Source organism: Pauljensenia sp. C0170B5 (assembly GCF_056590195.1).
Genome location: NZ_JBWPVR010000008.1, coordinates 16,991 through 34,515, shown reverse-complemented (window position 1 = coordinate 34,515; position 17,525 = coordinate 16,991). Strand labels below are relative to the sequence as shown.

Here is a 17,525-nt window from a genome sequence, read left to right as displayed (position 1 = left end):
CGATTGAATCGTGCACATTCAACGCAATGACTCATCTGCCGACTTTGAGACGACACCGGGCGACACAGGAAACCGGCCCGAAGAAGCACTGAAAGACAGCGCCGAGACGGCGAACACTGCGCGTGAAGTGACAGCTGCAGATGCTGAAAACGACGAGAACCGGCCGCCGGGTGCGACCGACAAGAAACCCCACGGTCTGCTGCGAAACCTGTGGTGGATAGTGCCGGGCATCGTCTTTCCGATCGTGTGCGCCCTCATCACCCTGATCCCGGTGCCCTATGTGGTCAATGCCCCTGGTCCCACAGTCAACATTCTCGGAACTCACGAGGGCGCCCCTACCATTCAGATCAGTGGAAATGATCCGAAAACGGGCAAACCTGTCGAACTGGATCCCGTGCACGAAACTGAACAAGACGACGGTGACCAGACCGGGCAGTTACGTATGGTCACGGTCCTTCAACGCGGCGGACCGGGAAACAGTCTGGCAACGCTCGATCTGATTCGGGCATGGTTCTCCGGTCACGACGAAATCATTCCGTACCGGGAGGTTTTCCCTCCGGACGTGACCAGCGAAGAGGCCAAGGAAGCCGCTCAGATGCAGATGAAATCATCGGAATCAGCAGCGTCCGTGGTTGCCCTCGAGCATCTGGGATGGGACGTGCCCGCTGACGTGCAAGTTGAGGGCGCCGTTCCCGGATCAGACGCTGTAGGCAAGGTGGAGCAAGGTGACCAGATCGTGTCCATCACCACGCCAGATGGCACAGTGCATCCAGTTGATTCGGGATCTGTCCCATTTGCGCTGATGCGGACAGTTCCGCCCGACTCGCAGGTGACGCTCACGGTTGTGCGTAACGGGAAAACGATCGATATCCCGATCGTATCCAGCAAGAAAGCGCTGCCGGATCCTGACTCTGAAGAAGCCACCTCGTCATCGCTGCTTGGCGTGTACCTGTCTGTTCATCCGCAGCTCCCACTCGATATCGACATCACGCTTCAGGATGTGGGCGGTCCTTCGGCAGGAATGATGTTTGCACTGGGAATCTATGACCGGCTGACCCCGGGAGACCTGACCGGGGGAGTGACAATCGCCGGCACCGGAGCCTTGTCATTTGACGGCCAGGTGGAGCCGATCGGCGGCATCCAGCAGAAAATGGTGGGCGCGAACAACGACGGTGCTCAGTGGTTCCTGGCCCCCGGCACCAACTGTGACGAGGTAGTGGGGCATATTCCCGACGGACTGAACGTGACGCGCGTGGATACGTTCGACGATGCGCTCACCGCCGTCACAGCAATTGCGGCTGGAACAACGGATTCGTTGCCCACCTGCGAAGCCAGGTAACAGCGCGCAGGTTCCCTCGTCACTTCGCTGTAGGCGCCGTGACACGCCACAACATGACGAGCTGCGCAGGTCCCCTCGTCAATCCTGACCGTCGTCACTCAGGGACGCGAGCAGTGCCTGCGACAGGCCCGGAACCAGATCCTCACCCACCGCAACCGCTTCATCCGTGTCGAAGGTACGCGTGCGCACCGCAGACCACGTCAGCCCCGTTCGCATCGCACCGACGACCAGGCGCACCTCCGTGCGAGACGGGTGCTCCGCGATGAACGCCAACGCCTCATCGGGATCATCAGGCGCCGCAGCCTCCACCTCAGGGGGCACCACGATGCGTTCAACGCTCAGAGCTGCGCCCGCAACGGAGCGCGGCCATGCCAACTGTGCCAGCACCGATTCCAGATCGTCAGAGTCGAGCGGCTCCTGAGCGATGGCAGACAGGTGTTCAGAGGAACCATCCCACCCACTCTTGAGCTGCTCGACCACGTCAGCTGGCATGGCGGGTTCATCTATAAGCTGACGCGTGGGGACCAGGGCGTACAGCATCGGCGGGCGGTCCCACCCCAGGCGCGCAGCAGCCCGCTCAATTTCACGCACACACGCCGCGAGGGCGCGTTGAGCAGGAGACAGGTCACGGTCACGTTCAGCTTCAGTCATGGTCTTATCGTGGCACGAGGGCGGCCCGGATGCGAGGAACGACCAAGCTTGAGGCGCCTAATAACGGTAGAATGGACAGCACATGCGGAAATCGAGTAAGAGAGGATGACGCGGTGAGCGCCTTCCCGACTAGCAGGTCCAGCTCCGGTGATTCGAAGCCTTCGGACGGAAACGGGCCATTTGATACCAGCGAGATCCTGTCTGCGCTGTTCGGCCAGCAAGCCGGCTCAGCAGCCGGACGATTCAAGGGGACAGGCCCCTTCCGTCAGCGTGCCGAAGACGGTGATGACGGTTCAGGCGACTCCGGATCAGGAGACGGCGGCGGTCGCGGTTCAGGTGGTGGACGCGGCTCAGGTGGCGGCTCCCACAGCTCATCATCCGGTAAGAGGCGCTTCGGTCCGCTGGCGACGACTCTCGCGATCCTGGCTGCCATTTTTGTGATCGTCTACGTTGCGTCATCATTTTGGACGGAGATCCTCTGGTTCAGCCAGATGAAGTCTACGCGCATCCTGTGGACCCGGTGGGGAACGATGGCGGGCCTGTTCGTCCTCGGTTTCGCCATCATCTTCGCTGCGATCTCGGCGGCGGTTCAGATTGCGTACCGTCACCGCAGCGATTCCAGTCGAGGTGACGAGGGAGCCAACCTGCGGCACTATCGCGACACCATCGAACCGATGCGCAAACTCGTTTTCTGGGGAGTCCCGGCGCTCATCGCGCTCATCAACGCCGGACGACTGTCCTCGCAGTGGGACACGTTCCTGATGTTCTTCAAACGTCAGCCCTTCGGCAAGTCTGAGCCGATCTTCGGAATCGACAACTCGTTCTTCGTTTTCACGCTGCCTTTCTTCCAGGCAATCGTCTCATTCTTCATGTCAGTGACAATCTGGTCGCTGATCGCCGCGGTGATCGTGCACTACCTGTACGGCTCATTAGCCCTGAGCCCGCGCCCGCATGCCACAAAATCCGCACGCATCCACCTCGGTGTCATGGCAGCAATCATCTCCTTGCTTTTCGGCCTGAACTACTGGCTGGGTCGCTACGGTCTGCTGACCAAGATGGGTGAGCCAACCGACGGCGCGCTCTACACCGACATCAACGCTCAGTTGCCCGCCCAGTCCATCCTCGCCGTTATTTCCGTGCTGGTGGCAGTCCTCTTCCTGGTCGCCGCATTCAAGGGAACGTGGCGTCTGCCCCTGACGGGGGTGGTGGTCACAGTGGTGTCCGCCCTCGTCATCGGGATGGCGTACCCGGCTCTGATTCAGCGTCTCTACGTCACGCCGAACGCCCGAAACGCAGAGGCTCCCTACATTCAGCACAACATCGATGCGACGCTGGAAGCCTACGGGTTGAACGACCTCGAGTTCCAAAGCTACGAGGCGCGCACCACCGCTGCGCCCGGGCAGTTGCGCGAGGACACGGAATCAACCTCGCAGATCCGACTCCTGGACCCGCAGGTCATCACCCCCACCGTCACCCAGCTGCAGCAGTCGCGCCCGTACTACGACTTCGGATCGGGCATGGCCGTGGACCGTTACGTGGTTGACGGCGAGCGCCGCGACACGGTAATCGCCATGCGTGAGCTCAATCTTGAGGGCCTGTCATCTGAGCAGCAAACATGGGTGAACCGCCATACGGTCTACACGCACGGGTTCGGTGTTGTGGCCGCATACGGTAACCAGGTCACCACGGATGGCCTGCCCGCCTACTGGGAAAAGTCCATTCCATCTGAAGGTGAAATGGGAGACTACGAACCGCGCATCTACTTCTCGCCCTCGTCTCCGAACTATTCGATTGTGGGCGCACCTGAAGGCGCTGAGCCGCAGGAACTGGACTACCCCGATGACACGGCGGCGTCCGGCCAAGTGCGCTACACCTTCCAGGGCGATGGCGGCCCCTCGGTCGGTAACCTGTGGAACAAGCTGCTGTACTCGATCAAGTTCGGGTCCTACGACATTTTCTTCTCCTCGCAAACCAACTCGCAGTCACAGATTCTGTACGATCGTGATCCGCTGACTCGTGTGGCCAAGGTTGCGCCGTACCTGACGCTGGAGCAAAAGCCTTATCCGGCAGTTGTCGACATGGACGATGATCCGTCTACGCCGAAGCGTCTGGTGTGGGTCGTTGACGCGTACACAACGTCAAACGCCTACCCGTATTCGGCGCACCAGCAGCTGGATCAGTCGACAGTGGATTCGCTGTCCTCCGACGCCAGCCAGTTCGTCAGCGCCGGTAACACGGTCAACTACATGCGTAACTCCGTCAAGGCTGTTGTCGACGCATATGACGGGCATGTGCGCCTGTTCCAGTGGGACAACGAGGATCCGGTTTTGAAGACCTGGATGGGTGTCTACCCGAACACAGTGGAGCCGTTGTCTGAGATTTCCGGTGATCTGATGGCGCACCTGCGCTACCCGGAGGATCTGTTCAAGGTGCAGCGCGACCTGCTGACCTCGTACCACGTGACCGAGGCTGCCCAGTACTACACTGGTGGTGACCTATGGAGGCTGGCGCAGGAAACGTCAACGGCCGCGCTGGCGAGCGCTCAGCAGCAGGGCGTGGAGGGTATCCAGCAGCCCGGACAGTCCACTCCTCAGATCCCGCAACCGCCGTACTACCTGACCATGCAGATGCCTGGGCAGGAAAGCGCAGAGTTCTCGCTGACATCGGTATTCGTGCCGGGCGGTGCGTCCAAGCGTGAAGCTATGGCAGGCTTCCTTGCGGTTGATTCGGAGACGGGCAATGAGCCGGGCAAGGTGCGTGAGGGGTACGGCAAGCTTCGACTGATCGCGTTGCCGTCTGACCTGACGGTGCCTGGCCCCGGTCAGGTTCAGAACGCTTATGACTCGAACCAGCAGATCGGTTCGCAGTTGAACCTGCTGAACCAGTCGGATTCGACGGTTATCCGCGGCAACCTGCTGACACTTCCTGTTGGCGGCGGTTTGCTGTACGTCCAGCCTGTCTACGTTCAAGGTAAGGGCACGGCCTCGTATCCGGTGCTGCGCATGGTGCTGACAGCGTTCGGTAACCAGGTCGGGTTTGCGCCCACGCTGCAGGAATCGCTCGATCAGACCTTTGGTGGTGATTCAGCGGCGACAGTTGCTGACGAGGTTGGAAGTTCGGGCGACGAGGGAGACTCCACTTCTCCCGCTGTTCAAAGTGCGCAGGAGAAACTCAATGCTGCGCTTGTTCAGGCATCCCAAGCCATGCAAGAAGCCGATGCGGCGATGAAGGCCGGTGATTGGGCTGCCTACGGTACGGCTCAGAAGAAGCTGGACACTGCGCTGACGAACGCGTTGAACGCTCAAGCTGAGATGGGTGAGGACGTCAGCGGTGCTGCGGTGCCGGGACTGGGAGGAGCCGATGGCGCTCAGTCGGGCGCGACGAACAGTCTGACCGGAGACTCGCAAAGCGATGACGGGGGTGGAAACGGCTAAGGAGGTAATCGCGCGGGCTGACCTGCCTGACCGGTAGGCCGGACAGTCGAACCCGTAGCGGAAGGCACGCACCAGTGGCGGCTTGCAGGAAGGTTGTCAGACCTGAAGCAAGCCGCCACTGGCATATCTGACGCCATGTCTTCTTCTTGCTCGACATCTTGTGCGCTGCCACAAGACTTCCTGGAAGGCGAGGCAGTTGACAGATGCGCAGTCCTGTCATGATGCATCTCACCGCTGCAGCTCTTGCCGGGCTGGAAGCGCCCTATTACAGTAGAAGACACAAGGAAATACAGACGCGGGGTGGAGCAGTTCGGTAGCTCGCCGGGCTCATAACCCGGAGGTCGGAGGTTCAAATCCTTCCCCCGCTACGAATCGAAACTCTTGATCAGCATTCGCGCTGATCAAGAGTTTTTTGTTGCCGGCCGCGCTCTGGGGGCAGATGCGATCCTGCGGCCCCTGATCCGCCTCCAATCCGGGCATTAACCCCGATCCGGCCTGCGAGGTCCCGAGACTCTGAAGGTGTCCCTTCAACGGCAGGCGTCAGCAGACGTCAACGAGTCAAGGTAGGAGTCAACCGGTCAAGGCCTTATAAGAGCGCGCAATCAACCGGTCAAGGTAAGAGAGCTGGTATGGTGCGTCTCGGCATGTGAGAACCGCATGATCATGCGGAAAAGTCGATGTCGGTTCCGCCGCAGTAGTGCGTCGATGGCGCTTCTACCTTGACCCGTTGACGATCTGGCAAAATCCAAGGCGTTTGCCTACCCTAGACGCACCTTGAAAGGCCGCGTTAGTGTTTGCGTGGGCAGTAGTCGATTCCGATCCAGCGGTAGGCGACTCACCGGTGGGCACCTTGGGTCTGATCCATGGACTGCAGTGTGGCACCGGCTTGGCCCTGAGGAATCGGTGAGACAACAACTGCCGTTCCATACACGCAAACCTCCGTCATTTGCTCGGCAAGCTCGCCGGTGTCGAAGCGCATCGCGATGACCGCGTTGGCTCCTCTGCGGGCAGCCTGATCCACCATGCGTGACATCACCTGTTCGCGCGAGTCGATCATGATGCGGGTGTACTCCGGGATTTCGCCTCCGCCGATGGTGCGGAACGAAGCAGTAAAGGTCTGGCCTATACTCGCGGAGCGAACCGTCAGGCCCATCACTTCTCCCAGAACCGCATCGATTCGGTACCCGGGAATGTCATTTGTTGTTACAACGATCATTTGAAATACAGTAAAACACTCCGGGCGATAACGGTATACCTCAGGGGGGATTCCGCGGCCACTTCTCCTGACGGCTACCTCATCTGGCAGGGCGGCTGTTAGCGCACTGCGCCAGGTGAGAATCAGATCAGTCGAACTGCGGGCCGGTTGTGCGCGTGCGCTTCAACTCGAAGAATCCGGGCGTACGTGCCAGAGCAACGCAGCCGTCCCAAAGATCCAGTGCCGCCTGACCATGCGGAGCAGGAGAGATCACCGGCCCAAAGAACGCGACACCGTCAAACGCGATGATGGGAACGCCAACCTCGTCACCGACCAACTCCAACGCGTGCGCTACAGAGGAACGCAGTGCCTCGTCCGATGACTCCACACCGTTGGTGATAGCCTCGGGAAATCCGGCTGCCTTCACCGCGTCGGCGATGACATCACTTCCCAACTCTTTTGACTGATTATGCAGGCGCGTACCTACCTCGGTGTAGAGGGAGGCTACAGCCTCACTGCCGTGAGTGTCCGCGACCTTCTGAAACAATAACGACAGGCCGCGCCCCTGCTCGACATGTGCACGATACTCCGCATCAATGTCCTTGCCTTCATTCAGAATCGCCAGAGAGAACGGGTGCCATGTCACTTCAAAATCGCGTGCGCGAGCCACTTCTTCGACCCAGCGAGACGTGATCCACGTCCACGGGCATGTTGCATCGAACCAAAAATCTACGTGAGTACTCATATGTCTATCGTGGCGTATAAACCACGATCGCGCATTGCATTCTTGAAGGAAGGCCCGCTCTTCGCGCTGATTTCGCGAGGCGAGTCGCGCTTTACGGCATTCTCACAGGTAAGTAGTGCACACTGAGCCTGTGAATCTCATGAGTGGTTGGGTCGTCCTATTTGCCGGAGTACTGGCGCTGTGCGCACTTATTGGCACGTCCACGCTTTTGCGCCCTGCCGGACATCTTTCGCCCAATCGCGAGGGAGCGCGCACGTCGTTCATACGTATCCTCAGACGCCAGATGACAGCTTTTATCGCCCTGTGCATTACGACGACTCTCATGTGCACCACATTCGCTTTGCTGGCCAACCGCACCATGTCATTCCTTCGTACTCCTTCTGAGGTTGTGGGATTGGTCAAGAATGCGCTCGGTGCAGGCGACACTCGCGTATCAGCGTTTGCGCCACCCAGACAAGGCGAACAGGACCAACGCGTCGATCCACCGGAACTCGCCTACGACGCGCAGCTGCACGTATGGCGAGGAACGCTGAGCGGCGCGCAGTCCGGCTTGACGCGCGAAGTTGCCGTCTGGGCGCCACCCGGCTACGCTCCGGTCGGAGCGATACCTACTGCCTCCCAGAGTGACAGCGCCGACACGCCTATCCCGCTTTCGCGGGCCATCGTGCTTTATCACGGGTACGTGGGAACAGCGATTGGCACAGTTCAGTCACTCGAACTCACCGAACGCATAGCACCACTGGTCGAACGAGGCGAGATTCCTCCAACGCTGCTGATCTTCCCTGACCTGTCAATGGGTGGGGCAGAGCCGGACTGCGTTGACGTTGACGGGCACCCCAAAACTGAAACCTTCGTTGTCACTGATCTAGTCCCAGCGATCCGCGCAGCATTCCCAAGTATTCCGTATGATCCCGACCATTGGGCCGTAGGCGGATTTTCATCAGGCGCATACTGTGCGCCTGTTATACATGTGCGCCACCGTGACGTCTTTGGGGCAGCTGTGGCGATGGGCGGGTACGATACTCCAGAATTAGGCGCTCTGAAAAATGCCGATCAGGCGACAAGGGACGCATTCACCATTTCACACTTGCTCGCTCAGCCGCATGATGTGCCCCTCAGAGTCCTCGCGATGGGCGCATATGCGGACAGGGATGCCATGACTTTTGGCACTGCCTTGCAGAAACTGGCGCGCACACAACCTAACGATACCTTCGTATCGGTCATGAAGTCCGAGGGAGCCCACGGCTGGACAACATGGCGCGAGGATCTGCCCTCAGCGTTGAAATGGTGGAGCGGTAGGGAAGTGCAGTCGGACGCTCCGACAGCCCCGCCATGGTGGCAGATCACCCAAACTGTGCCGCTGATCGGGAGCTTTAGCGCGTGGGGGATTGCCATGGCGACATCCCTGATGCGTGTGCGTATGAGGATGCGTACCGGACGGGTGCGGCGCGCTGTGACGGACTTTTTCCTCGCGGCACTCACCTGCATACTCGGGGCGCTTGTAGCGCTCCTCTTGGTCAATAACTCCGAGGTTTTCTTCTACTCGTGGGATGATCTGTGGACGAATTTCCTCAACTTCCTGCACTAGCCTGTGATCAGCTGAACCACTCCTTGACCGCGGCGAGTATCTCACGGTCGAACGCGTCATCACTGTGACGGTCGTGGATCCACGACACGAAGCTGCCCGACACAAGCTCATCGAGCTGCGCACGACACCGATCAGTTTCCGTCAATGCCCGGCGCAGCAAGTCAGCGGCCGCATCCTCGTCACCATCGGGATACATGAAGGGATACCCGTCCGGCAGCAAAGCCCTGGCCCACGGAAGATCCGGGAAAATACCGATCGCTCCGGCACCCATCGCCTCCACATAGGACAGGCCGTAGGATTCCTCGCTGGCGGTCGCCACAAACGCCGTCGTGTGCGACAGCGCCTGCCAGTATGACGCGCGCGAGGCAGTCAGCGGCCCCACCCAGATCCACGGCAGCTGTGAATACTCCATCGCCTTCTCAGAAACCAGGTGCGACTCGTGCAGTCGCATCTCCACACGCAGATCCGTGTCTTCCTGCACGGCGGACACAATATCCATGAACATGTCAGGGCGCTTGCGGTTGGCAAGGTAGATTGCCGGATACAACACCACGGGCGTGTCAGGTTCGTGACGCGGCTGCACATGCTCCAGGCGGAATCCCAGGTTCACCCACGACAACTCAGCCTTCTGAGCTAACGGTTGAACGGTCCACCGCTCCACGACTTCACGTACTTCAACCGCTGTGCGTTCCGAGTTTGCGAACGTGGGGAACAGAGCGCACGACAACGCGAGGGCACTCACCTGGACGTGCTGTTCAAGCGTGTTAACCGGGAACCACACGAAGTTCATGATCTTCGGAATATTGCCGCCCGAGGCATGGTAGACGGTGTTCCATGTGCCCAGTGAGTCCACCACATCCATATTGATGATGACCGTGTCATCGGGATTGATTGATTCGAGCGGCATCACGGTGAAACCCTTGCAGCGCCGTGCCACAGGGCCGATGATGCTGGAATCGGGGAAGATGCGCAGGAGTCGCCTCACCAAAGTGGCACCGGCGTCATGACCGGTGACTCGGCCGCCCTCGTCAATGAGGGTCGCATCGCGTTTGATGGCAATTCTCATTGCTGTGCTCCAATCTGAGATGCAGGGGAATCAGCGGGGGAGTCCTCGCCGTCGGCCGGATCCTCCATCGGCGCCTGTATGCGCATGTGGTAGAAGGAGCGGTAGACGAAGAACGCGGACACCAGTGCGAAAATGACGGCCAGCGTGTAGACGAGGGCGCTCAATCCCTGTCCAGTCAGTGACACTGCCAGTTCCACTGCCAGCAGACCGAACAGCGTGGTGAACTTGATGATCGGATTCAGGGCAACGGAGGACGTGTCCTTGAACGGGTCGCCGACCGTGTCACCCACGATCGTCGCGTCATGCAGAGCGGTTCCCTTGGCGTGCAGGTCGACCTCGACAATCTTCTTCGCGTTATCCCATGCACCACCCGCGTTCGCCATGTAAATAGCCTGGTACAGGCCGAAGATGGCGATCGAAATGAGGTAGCCGATGAAGAAGTACGGCTCAACGAATGCGAATGACAGAGTGGCGAAGAAAACCGCCAGGAAAATCGTCAACATGCCTTGTTGCGCGTACTGTGTGCAGATCTCCACTACGCGGGTCGAATCCTTTTCGGAGGCTCGTTCCGTGTCATCGTCCAGTTTGATGGACGTCTTAATGAACTCGACGGCACGGTAGGCACCTGTGGTGACTGCCTGAATCGATGCGCCGGAGAACCAGAAGATCACCGCCCCACCCATAATCAGGCCCAGCAGGAACGGAGCGTGCAGGATCGACAGATAGTTCAGACCTTCTTCGAGGCGATTCGTCAAACCGATGATGATCGAGAAAATCATCGTCGTCGCGCCCACGACAGCGGTGCCGATGAGGACCGGCTTCGCAGTGGCTTTGAAGGTGTTACCCGCGCCGTCGTTTTCTTCCAGCATGAGTTTGGCGTTATCCCACTGCGGGGCGAAACCGTCGGAGCGCTGAACTTCCTCATCAATTCCGTCGATTGCTTCAATGCGGGAAAGCTCGTAGACAGATTGCGCGTTGTCGGTCACAGGGCCGTACGAGTCGACTGCGATCGTCACTGGCCCCATTCCCAGGAAACCGAAGGCCACCAGGCCAAAGGCGAAGACAGCAGGTGCCAGCATGTAGTCGCCCAACGTGACCTCGGAAATCAGGAACGCGCCACCCATCAGGCCAACAATCGTGATGCCCAGCCAGTAGGCGGAAAAGTTGCCGGCGACCACGCCTGACAGAATGTTCAGCGATGCTCCGCCCTGGCGTGAACTCTTCACCGTTTCGCGCACGTGGCGCGACTTTGTGGAGGTGAAGACTTTTACCAGTTCGGGGATGAGTGCGCCAGCCAACGTGCCGCACGTGACGATCGTGGCCAGTTCGATCCACAGGGCGCCGCCTTGCGGTGCGAGGACCAGCCACGACATCAGGTACGTTGCAGCGATGCAGATAATCGAGGTGAACCACACCAGCGAGCTCAACGGGGCCTCAAAGTTCATTGTTGTGGCATCGCTGTATCGCGACGCCACGATGCGCGCGTTGATCGCGTAGGCAAGAGCCGAAGCCAGAATCATGGCGACACGCACGGAGAACACCCACACCAGCAGCGTTGCCTGAAGGACGGGGTCATTGACGGCCAGGATAATGAACGTCACCAGAGCCACGCCTGTCACACCGTAGGTTTCAAAACCATCAGCGGACGGTCCTACCGAGTCGCCTGCATTATCGCCCGTGCAGTCAGCGATAACACCGGGGTTGCGCGGGTCGTCCTCGTCAATTTTGAACACGATCTTCATCAGATCCGCGCCGATGTCGGCAATCTTTGTGAAGATGCCGCCGGCTATACGCAGGGCCGAGGCTCCCAGAGACTCACCGATGGCGAAGCCGATGAAGCAGGCGCCTGCGACGTCATTGGGCAGGAACAACAGGATGATCAGCATCATCAGAAGTTCGAGGGAAATGAGGACCATTCCAATCGACATGCCGGACTTCATGGGGATTTTATGGATCGGCAGCGGTTTGCCCCGCAAGGAGGCGTAGGCGGTGCGCGCGTTGGCGAACGTGTTGACGCGGATACCGAACCACGCCACGGAGTAGGAGCCAGCCATTCCCAGAAGCGAAAATGCGACCACAATGAGCATCTTCCCCCACGGGAAGCCGACCAGAACCTTGTAGTAGATGACGATAACTGCGGTGATGAAGACCCACAGAATCAGCAGGAAACGTCCCTGTTTCTTCAGGTAGGCCTGGCATGTTGCGTAGATCAGCTCCGCGACCTCCAACATGGAGGCGTGTACCGGCATCTTCTTGAGCTGCACGTAGGTGGCGAGGCCGAATCCCAGTCCAAGCAGGCAGACGATCAGGCCGATAATCAGCAGAGTCTGTCCCGAAAATCCACCGATGACAGTGACTTGTGACAGGTCAGGGAGCACGAGGTTTGCTTCACCGCCGTGCACGTTTGATGACGGGTCTTCGACGGCGGGAAGGGGTCTGGCGAATCCGCACAGCAGCAGTGCGAACGGCAATGCACCCAGCGCACCCAGGAATGTACGGCGCGAGCGCGGCGGCGTGGGCGAGACGGAGCACACGGCGCTGTGACGCGAGCGAAGTGAAGTGAGGGGAGGCCATATGGGGGTATGAGTGATGCGTGTCATCGGTCCTCGATTTACAGGTAGAGCATCATTGCTGTACTTGTCACCCTAGACATTTGTTGCTCACCCCGTTCGCAAACAATGCGGCCAATGTCACACGACGATTGGAAGAATGTGAGCCAGGTCATTATGAGGGTTGTCTGCTGGGTCCTTGGTCCCATTTGAGTGCGGAGTGGCTGGTGAGAGACCTATGGGCTCCAGATGCACACGGTGGTTCGTACAGTGAAGCCATGAATATATGGATGGTTGTGGTACCCCTTCTCGCACTGGTGGTGGGCCTCGTTTCAGGGTGGTTTGCCGGGGTCAACCTGGGGGCGGGGCGTGCGCTCGATTCGCTGCGTATACGCGTATCGCAGGCTGAACATGAGCGTGATATGCGTGGTGAGCAGACACGAGCCGTTCATGACCAGCTTCGTCAGCGCCTGGAAGAGGCGCATGAACAGCTCGCCGATGAGCGCGAACGATCCGAGCGCATGCGCGTGGAATATGAAGACCGCCTGGCAGATCAGGCTCAACGCAGCCTGGGGCAGCAAAAAGAACGCGCACGGATTATGGAGGCGCTGGTACCTGTCAGCGACATGTTGACGAAAATGACGCATTCCATGTCGGCGATGGAACGATCCAGAGCTGAGGAGTACGGGGTTATCCGCGCGCAGCTTGAAGCATCGACCACGATCGGCGAGCAATTACGGGTGACCACCTCTCAGCTGCATGACGTCATGGGTTCGACGTCTGTGCGCGGCCAGTGGGGCGAGATCCAGCTGCGACGCCTCGTTGACATGTGTGGCTTGATGGAACACGTTGATTTCGATGAACAGGATACGCAGCGCTGTGAGCGAAACAGCGGAGAGGCATCGGGGCGTCAGCGGCCCGACATGGTGGTGCACTTGCCGCAAGGGCGCACATTGATCATCGACTCCAAAGTGCCCTTCGACGCGTACATGAAGGCATGCGATATTCCCGACTCGGCAGGGGAGAGAGAAGCAGAACAGAAGAAGAAACTGCTTGCCCAGCATGTTCGAGCCGTGCGGTCCCACGTGGACACACTGTCGAAGAAAGAGTATTGGAAGAGGTACGAGCAGTCACCTGACCTGGTCATTGCCTTCATTCCCCTCGAATCCCTGCTGTCAGCCGCGCTGCGCGAAGATCCGCAGCTGCTGGAATACGCCTTTTCGCGAGGTGTGGCTTTGGCGTCTCCCAGCGCACTGTGGGCGTGCCTGAAGGCAGTGGCATATACGTGGCGCGAAGAATCAGCCGTTGCGCAGGTTCGCGAGTTCTACGCTCTGGCCAGCGAACTGTATTCGCGCTTGTGCACCCTCGCAGACCATGCTGAGCTTGTTCGAAAGACGATTGATGATCTGACTGAACGGTGGAACAGATTCGTCGGCTCGTTGGAAACGCGGGTGCTGGTCAGTGCCCGCAAAATGTCCCAATTGGATGAATCACATGTCATCGCGCACATCGAACCAGTAGAGAAGAAAGCGCGCAGCTTGCGGATCAGTGATCAGCTCAGCGGTGAGAAGGGCGAACAAATGTCGTGATTCTCCACCGAGCGTCACCTGACACGTCTCGCCACGACGAATCGGACCGATCAGGATCCACGTGCCAATGCTCGGGATCGACGTGCGGCGCGTACACCAGCGGCGTGTTCTGCCCGCTGAGCGGGCGCACATCCAGATCAAGGTCTGTTACGACCAGTTCATCCACCCGATCCATCGTCTGCTCATAGATCTGGGCCCCGCCGGTAATCCACACCACGGGAGCTGGGTCCCTATCCATGTCGGGTGTCGTCGCAGTGCTGGCGGTGATGGCTGCTCGCTGGTCACGGTGATCCGCCAGGTGAGCGGTTGCGACCTCGAGCGCCTCATCCAGGTTGGCAACGACCAGTGCCCCGGGGGTCTCGTAGTCGCGCTGGCGCGTCATGACGATGTTGGTGCGTCCAGGCAATGGCTGACCGCCCAGAGCCTCGTAGGAAGAGCGCCCCATGATGATCGGGTAGCCCAGCGTCATCTGTTTGAAATGCGCAAAATCAGCCGGAACATGCCACAGCATCGATGTGCCAGTTCCCAAGATGCCGTTTCGATCCTGCGCCCAAATCGACGCCAGCGTGAAATTGGGGCGCGCCACAAGTGTGCTCATACGGCGACTGATGCCTTGATCGTCGGATGGTGCTGATAATTGTCGATGTGCACATCATCAAAGTCATACTCGAACAACGAGGGTGCCTGATCCAACGTGAGCGTCGGGAACGGATACGGATCCCGTGAGAGCTGCTCGGTGACCTGGTCGACGTGATTGTTGTAAATGTGGCAATCTCCACCCGTCCAGATGAAGTCGCCCACTTCAAGCCCAGCCTGCTGGGCAAACATATGTGTCAACAGGGAATATGAGGCGATATTGAAGGGGACGCCCAGGAACAGATCCGCGCTGCGCTGATACAGCTGCAGGCTGAGACGCCCATCGGCCACGTAGAGCTGGAAAAGAGCGTGGCACGGTTCCAACGCCATATACTCCAGGTCGCCCACGTTCCACGCGGACACAATCATGCGTCGTGAGTCCGGATTTGTGCGCAAGGTGTCCATGACGTGCGAAATCTGGTCGAAGGTTCGGCCCCCCTCCGCATGCCATGAGCGCCACTGGACACCGTAAACAGGTCCCAAATCCCCCTGATCGTCGGCCCACTCGTTCCAGATGCGGATACCGTGATCCTGCAGCCACTTCACATTCGAATCGCCTCGCAGGAACCATAAGAGCTCACCCACAACCGACTTCATGTGGACGCGTTTCGTCGTAATCAGTGGGAACCCCTGGGACAGGGGATAGCGCAGCTGCGCGCCGAAAACGGAGCGGGTGCCTGTGCCGGTGCGGTCAGCCTTGGAAACGCCTTCGTTCATGACGCGCGTCAGCAAATCCTCGTACTGGCGATCCGCGCCCACAGGTGTCTCACGCCCTTCAGATGTCTGAGTCATCAATCGTCGCTCACTTCTTCATTTGGCTTGATCGTATTATTCCTCATCAGGTAGGACGATCGCCTCGTACAGTTCATCATCTGCGGCAGGATCCTCAACCGGCTGCACATCGATCACAACGTCTTCAACGTTTTCCGAAGGTGCGGGTCCCAGCGCTGTCTGCACGCCCTCAACGACAGACTTGGCCATCGAGCGGCCCAACTGCCAGCCCACAACAGCTCCCACACCGAAGGGCAGCAGGCGTTCCAGTGTTGTGGTTGCAGCTTTCGAAACTGCCTTCTTGCGCAGCCACTTGGACAACAGACGGTTGAACTGCTGGGCGGTGCCCGTGCGAATCGACAGGAACGAGTTGCGGAACCAGGCCAAAGTCTGGATCCCGACCTGCGCCGTAATCATTTCCGCACCTTCCCGCCCAGTCAAGGCGGCCAGAACCAGTGCCGTGCGCTTGGCGGGATCCCTCAGATCAATGCCATACAGGTGCGCCACAGTCATCGCGTAGTGAGCAGACTCTGACACGAAGGCGGCAAGCTGAGCGCCCGATGCTGCTGCAGAAACTGCGGTGCCGGCACCAGGGTAGGCCGCCGCCGCACCCACAGCACCTGACTCCATCCCGATGCGCCGCAGGTACGAGCGGGTGGCGAGCTGAACCAGCTCGCCTGGAGCAAGGTCAGGGAACTGTTCACGCAGCTTGCGCGCCGCCTTTAAACTGGTTGCGTGAGGAACGTTCAGCGCCTTCTGCCACACACTTTCCGGCAGAGACAGCGGCATGCGTGAGCGCTCAGAATCTGAAAAACGAGGTGACATATCGTTACATTTTCTCTGATGTGAAAGTTGCCGAATAGGTGGCCGACTGTTCAACCGTATGGCCCACCGTACAGTTCTTGTGAATAGCGCGCGTGGCTCGTTCGATCAGGTCAGCGCGATCCTCATCGCTCAAGGCTGACAGGTCCTGCACCAATTCAACCTGGAACGATTCGTAGCGGTTCTCCTCTTTGTTGGAGACCGCGGAAACGCCGGTGAACTGCTGGAAGTCGTCACCAAGCACGGAGCTCAGACGCGAATCGGACGACATCGCATTGCATGCTGCCACGGCGATCTTCAAGAGCTCACCAGGAGTGAACTCTCCCGGTCCGTCTCCGATATTCACGGCCGCGTCGCGATGGTTGCGCGCAACGTATTGCCTTTTCCCGGTGCGCTCAATGAACAGTGACTCAGTTGGGCCGCCCTCGGCAGCCGGTGCCGTCGTATGTGTATCCATAGCTATATTGTTTCACTCTTGTTCGAGGAGGACCGTCTTTCGCCCTCGTTCATTTCCAAGGGCGAACATGCAGAGGTGATTTCCCTTAGGTCCTGGCCGGACTGAGCCTTGCCGGGTCAGGCAAGCGCGCCTCGTCGTCACCCTTTATCGGTGAGGTCGTGCCGATTCCTAACGGGCCTGATCCTGGTTCCATTTCTCAGCCAGGCCGACCTCAGCCTCGAAGATCCGGGAGATCTGCTTCATTGCCATATTCTCGATCGTCTTACCCACCAGTGGAATCTTGACGGTAAATTCGCCGTCCATCTGGCGCACAGCTTGCGCGTCATTGCCGGAAAGTTTCGAGGTGAAGTGGCTGCTCGCGTTCACGCCTTCGACGGTCAGCATGGTCGATCCCACCCGTTCGCGACCGCTGATCGGCTCCCACTGCTCCTTCATAGTGATGGCGGGTGACTTCTTGAGGAACCGCTGCGCCGCCGGGGGAAGCTGATTGACGTCAAGTGTGCACGAGGCTTCAATAAGGAGGCCTCCATCGGCGGTGGAATGCACATTGGCCTGAGGGTCAGTCACTCCGGGCTGATCCAGACGCGCGTAAGTGAACGCGGGATCTGCATACATCGCGTTGACCTTGTCAAAACCCAGGGGGTAGGCGTAGGTTTCGTTAATTCGCATAGTTTCTCCGCTCC

General features: G+C 59.2%; 13 protein-coding genes, 1 tRNA gene and 1 pseudogene. 5 read left to right on the top strand and 10 right to left on the bottom strand.

Annotation, left to right across the window (positions count from 1 at the left end; translation table 11 throughout):
- Nucleotides 1-10 precede the first annotated feature (10 nt).
- Nucleotides 11-1,339 (top strand): YlbL family protein, encoded by a 1,329-nt coding sequence (locus tag AC1EJZ_RS08980; protein WP_480294641.1) that lies wholly within the window; start codon nt 11-13, stop codon nt 1,337-1,339.
- A gap of 78 nt (nt 1,340-1,417) precedes the next feature.
- Here AC1EJZ_RS08980 and AC1EJZ_RS08975 read toward each other — a convergent pair whose 3' ends face one another.
- Nucleotides 1,418-1,990, bottom strand: coding sequence for a PPA1309 family protein (locus tag AC1EJZ_RS08975; protein ID WP_058236053.1), 573 nt, complete (start codon nt 1,988-1,990; stop codon nt 1,418-1,420).
- A gap of 401 nt (nt 1,991-2,391) precedes the next feature.
- Between AC1EJZ_RS08975 and AC1EJZ_RS08970 the strand changes: the two genes are divergently transcribed.
- Nucleotides 2,392-5,424: a UPF0182 family membrane protein gene (locus AC1EJZ_RS08970; RefSeq protein ID WP_480294683.1), complete on the top strand. Its 3,033-nt coding sequence runs from the start codon at nt 2,392-2,394 to the stop codon at nt 5,422-5,424.
- 294 nt (nt 5,425-5,718) lie between these two features.
- Nucleotides 5,719-5,792, top strand: a tRNA-Met gene (locus AC1EJZ_RS08965).
- A gap of 467 nt (nt 5,793-6,259) precedes the next feature.
- On the opposite strand, the gene AC1EJZ_RS08960 is transcribed toward AC1EJZ_RS08965, so the two are convergent.
- Nucleotides 6,260-6,640, bottom strand: coding sequence for a YbjQ family protein (locus AC1EJZ_RS08960; protein ID WP_480294640.1), 381 nt, complete (start codon nt 6,638-6,640; stop codon nt 6,260-6,262).
- Nucleotides 6,641-6,767: 127 nt separating this feature from the next.
- Nucleotides 6,768-7,364, bottom strand: coding sequence for a mycothiol-dependent nitroreductase Rv2466c family protein (locus AC1EJZ_RS08955; RefSeq protein ID WP_092648322.1), 597 nt, complete (start codon nt 7,362-7,364; stop codon nt 6,768-6,770).
- A gap of 139 nt (nt 7,365-7,503) precedes the next feature.
- Here AC1EJZ_RS08955 and AC1EJZ_RS08950 point away from each other — a divergent pair.
- Nucleotides 7,504-8,661: pseudogene (locus tag AC1EJZ_RS08950) on the top strand (alpha/beta hydrolase); the annotation flags it as partial.
- Nucleotides 8,662-8,959: 298 nt separating this feature from the next.
- Here AC1EJZ_RS08950 and AC1EJZ_RS08945 read toward each other — a convergent pair.
- Nucleotides 8,960-10,018, bottom strand: coding sequence for a glycosyltransferase family protein (locus tag AC1EJZ_RS08945; RefSeq protein WP_480294639.1), 1,059 nt, complete (start codon nt 10,016-10,018; stop codon nt 8,960-8,962).
- Nucleotides 10,015-12,474 carry a sodium-translocating pyrophosphatase gene (locus AC1EJZ_RS08940; protein WP_480294682.1) on the bottom strand — a complete coding sequence of 820 codons (2,460 nt, stop codon included), beginning with the start codon at nt 12,472-12,474 and terminating at the stop codon, nt 10,015-10,017. The genes AC1EJZ_RS08945 and AC1EJZ_RS08940 overlap by 4 nt, the downstream gene beginning before the upstream one ends.
- 371 nt (nt 12,475-12,845) lie before the next feature.
- Between AC1EJZ_RS08940 and AC1EJZ_RS08935 the strand changes: the two genes are divergently transcribed.
- Nucleotides 12,846-14,156 (top strand): DNA recombination protein RmuC, encoded by a 1,311-nt coding sequence (locus tag AC1EJZ_RS08935; RefSeq protein ID WP_285016162.1) that lies wholly within the window; start codon nt 12,846-12,848, stop codon nt 14,154-14,156.
- On the opposite strand, the gene AC1EJZ_RS08930 is transcribed toward AC1EJZ_RS08935, so the two are convergent.
- From AC1EJZ_RS08930 to AC1EJZ_RS08910, 5 genes are all read right to left on the bottom strand, one after another.
- Nucleotides 14,125-14,754 (bottom strand): dihydrofolate reductase, encoded by a 630-nt coding sequence (locus AC1EJZ_RS08930; RefSeq protein WP_058236047.1) that lies wholly within the window; start codon nt 14,752-14,754, stop codon nt 14,125-14,127. The genes AC1EJZ_RS08935 and AC1EJZ_RS08930 overlap by 32 nt on opposite strands.
- Nucleotides 14,751-15,584: a thymidylate synthase gene (locus tag AC1EJZ_RS08925; protein ID WP_070725633.1), complete on the bottom strand. Its 834-nt coding sequence runs from the start codon at nt 15,582-15,584 to the stop codon at nt 14,751-14,753. Before AC1EJZ_RS08925 ends, AC1EJZ_RS08930 begins: the two co-directional genes overlap by 4 nt.
- Nucleotides 15,585-15,620: 36 nt before the next feature.
- On the bottom strand, nt 15,621-16,388 hold the full coding sequence (locus tag AC1EJZ_RS08920; RefSeq protein WP_480294638.1) for a VPDSG-CTERM exosortase interaction domain protein: 768 nt from the start codon (nt 16,386-16,388) through the stop codon (nt 15,621-15,623).
- Between the two features lie 4 nt (nt 16,389-16,392).
- Nucleotides 16,393-16,842, bottom strand: coding sequence for an OsmC family protein (locus AC1EJZ_RS08915; RefSeq protein WP_070725630.1), 450 nt, complete (start codon nt 16,840-16,842; stop codon nt 16,393-16,395).
- Between the two features lie 168 nt (nt 16,843-17,010).
- Entirely contained in the window at nt 17,011-17,511 is a 501-nt protein-coding gene (locus AC1EJZ_RS08910; protein ID WP_480294637.1) for a DUF2505 domain-containing protein, read from the bottom strand.
- Nucleotides 17,512-17,525 lie beyond the last annotated feature (14 nt).

Bases quoted from the DNA above. Each gene is read 5' to 3' on its own strand.
- AC1EJZ_RS08925 (WP_070725633.1), bottom strand. From the start codon at position 15,584: ATGACTCAGACATCTGAAGGGCGTGAGACACCTGTGGGCGCGGATCGC.
- AC1EJZ_RS08910 (WP_480294637.1), bottom strand. From the start codon at position 17,511: ATGCGAATTAACGAAACCTACGCCTACCCCCTGGGTTTTGACAAGGTC.
- AC1EJZ_RS08945 (WP_480294639.1), bottom strand. From the start codon at position 10,018: ATGAGAATTGCCATCAAACGCGATGCGACCCTCATTGACGAGGGCGGC.
- AC1EJZ_RS08915 (WP_070725630.1), bottom strand. From the start codon at position 16,842: ATGGATACACATACGACGGCACCGGCTGCCGAGGGCGGCCCAACTGAG.
- AC1EJZ_RS08960 (WP_480294640.1), bottom strand. From the start codon at position 6,640: ATGATCGTTGTAACAACAAATGACATTCCCGGGTACCGAATCGATGCG.
- AC1EJZ_RS08935 (WP_285016162.1), top strand. From the start codon at position 12,846: ATGAATATATGGATGGTTGTGGTACCCCTTCTCGCACTGGTGGTGGGC.
- AC1EJZ_RS08975 (WP_058236053.1), bottom strand. From the start codon at position 1,990: ATGACTGAAGCTGAACGTGACCGTGACCTGTCTCCTGCTCAACGCGCC.
- AC1EJZ_RS08955 (WP_092648322.1), bottom strand. From the start codon at position 7,364: ATGAGTACTCACGTAGATTTTTGGTTCGATGCAACATGCCCGTGGACG.
- AC1EJZ_RS08930 (WP_058236047.1), bottom strand. From the start codon at position 14,754: ATGAGCACACTTGTGGCGCGCCCCAATTTCACGCTGGCGTCGATTTGG.
- AC1EJZ_RS08920 (WP_480294638.1), bottom strand. From the start codon at position 16,388: ATGTCACCTCGTTTTTCAGATTCTGAGCGCTCACGCATGCCGCTGTCT.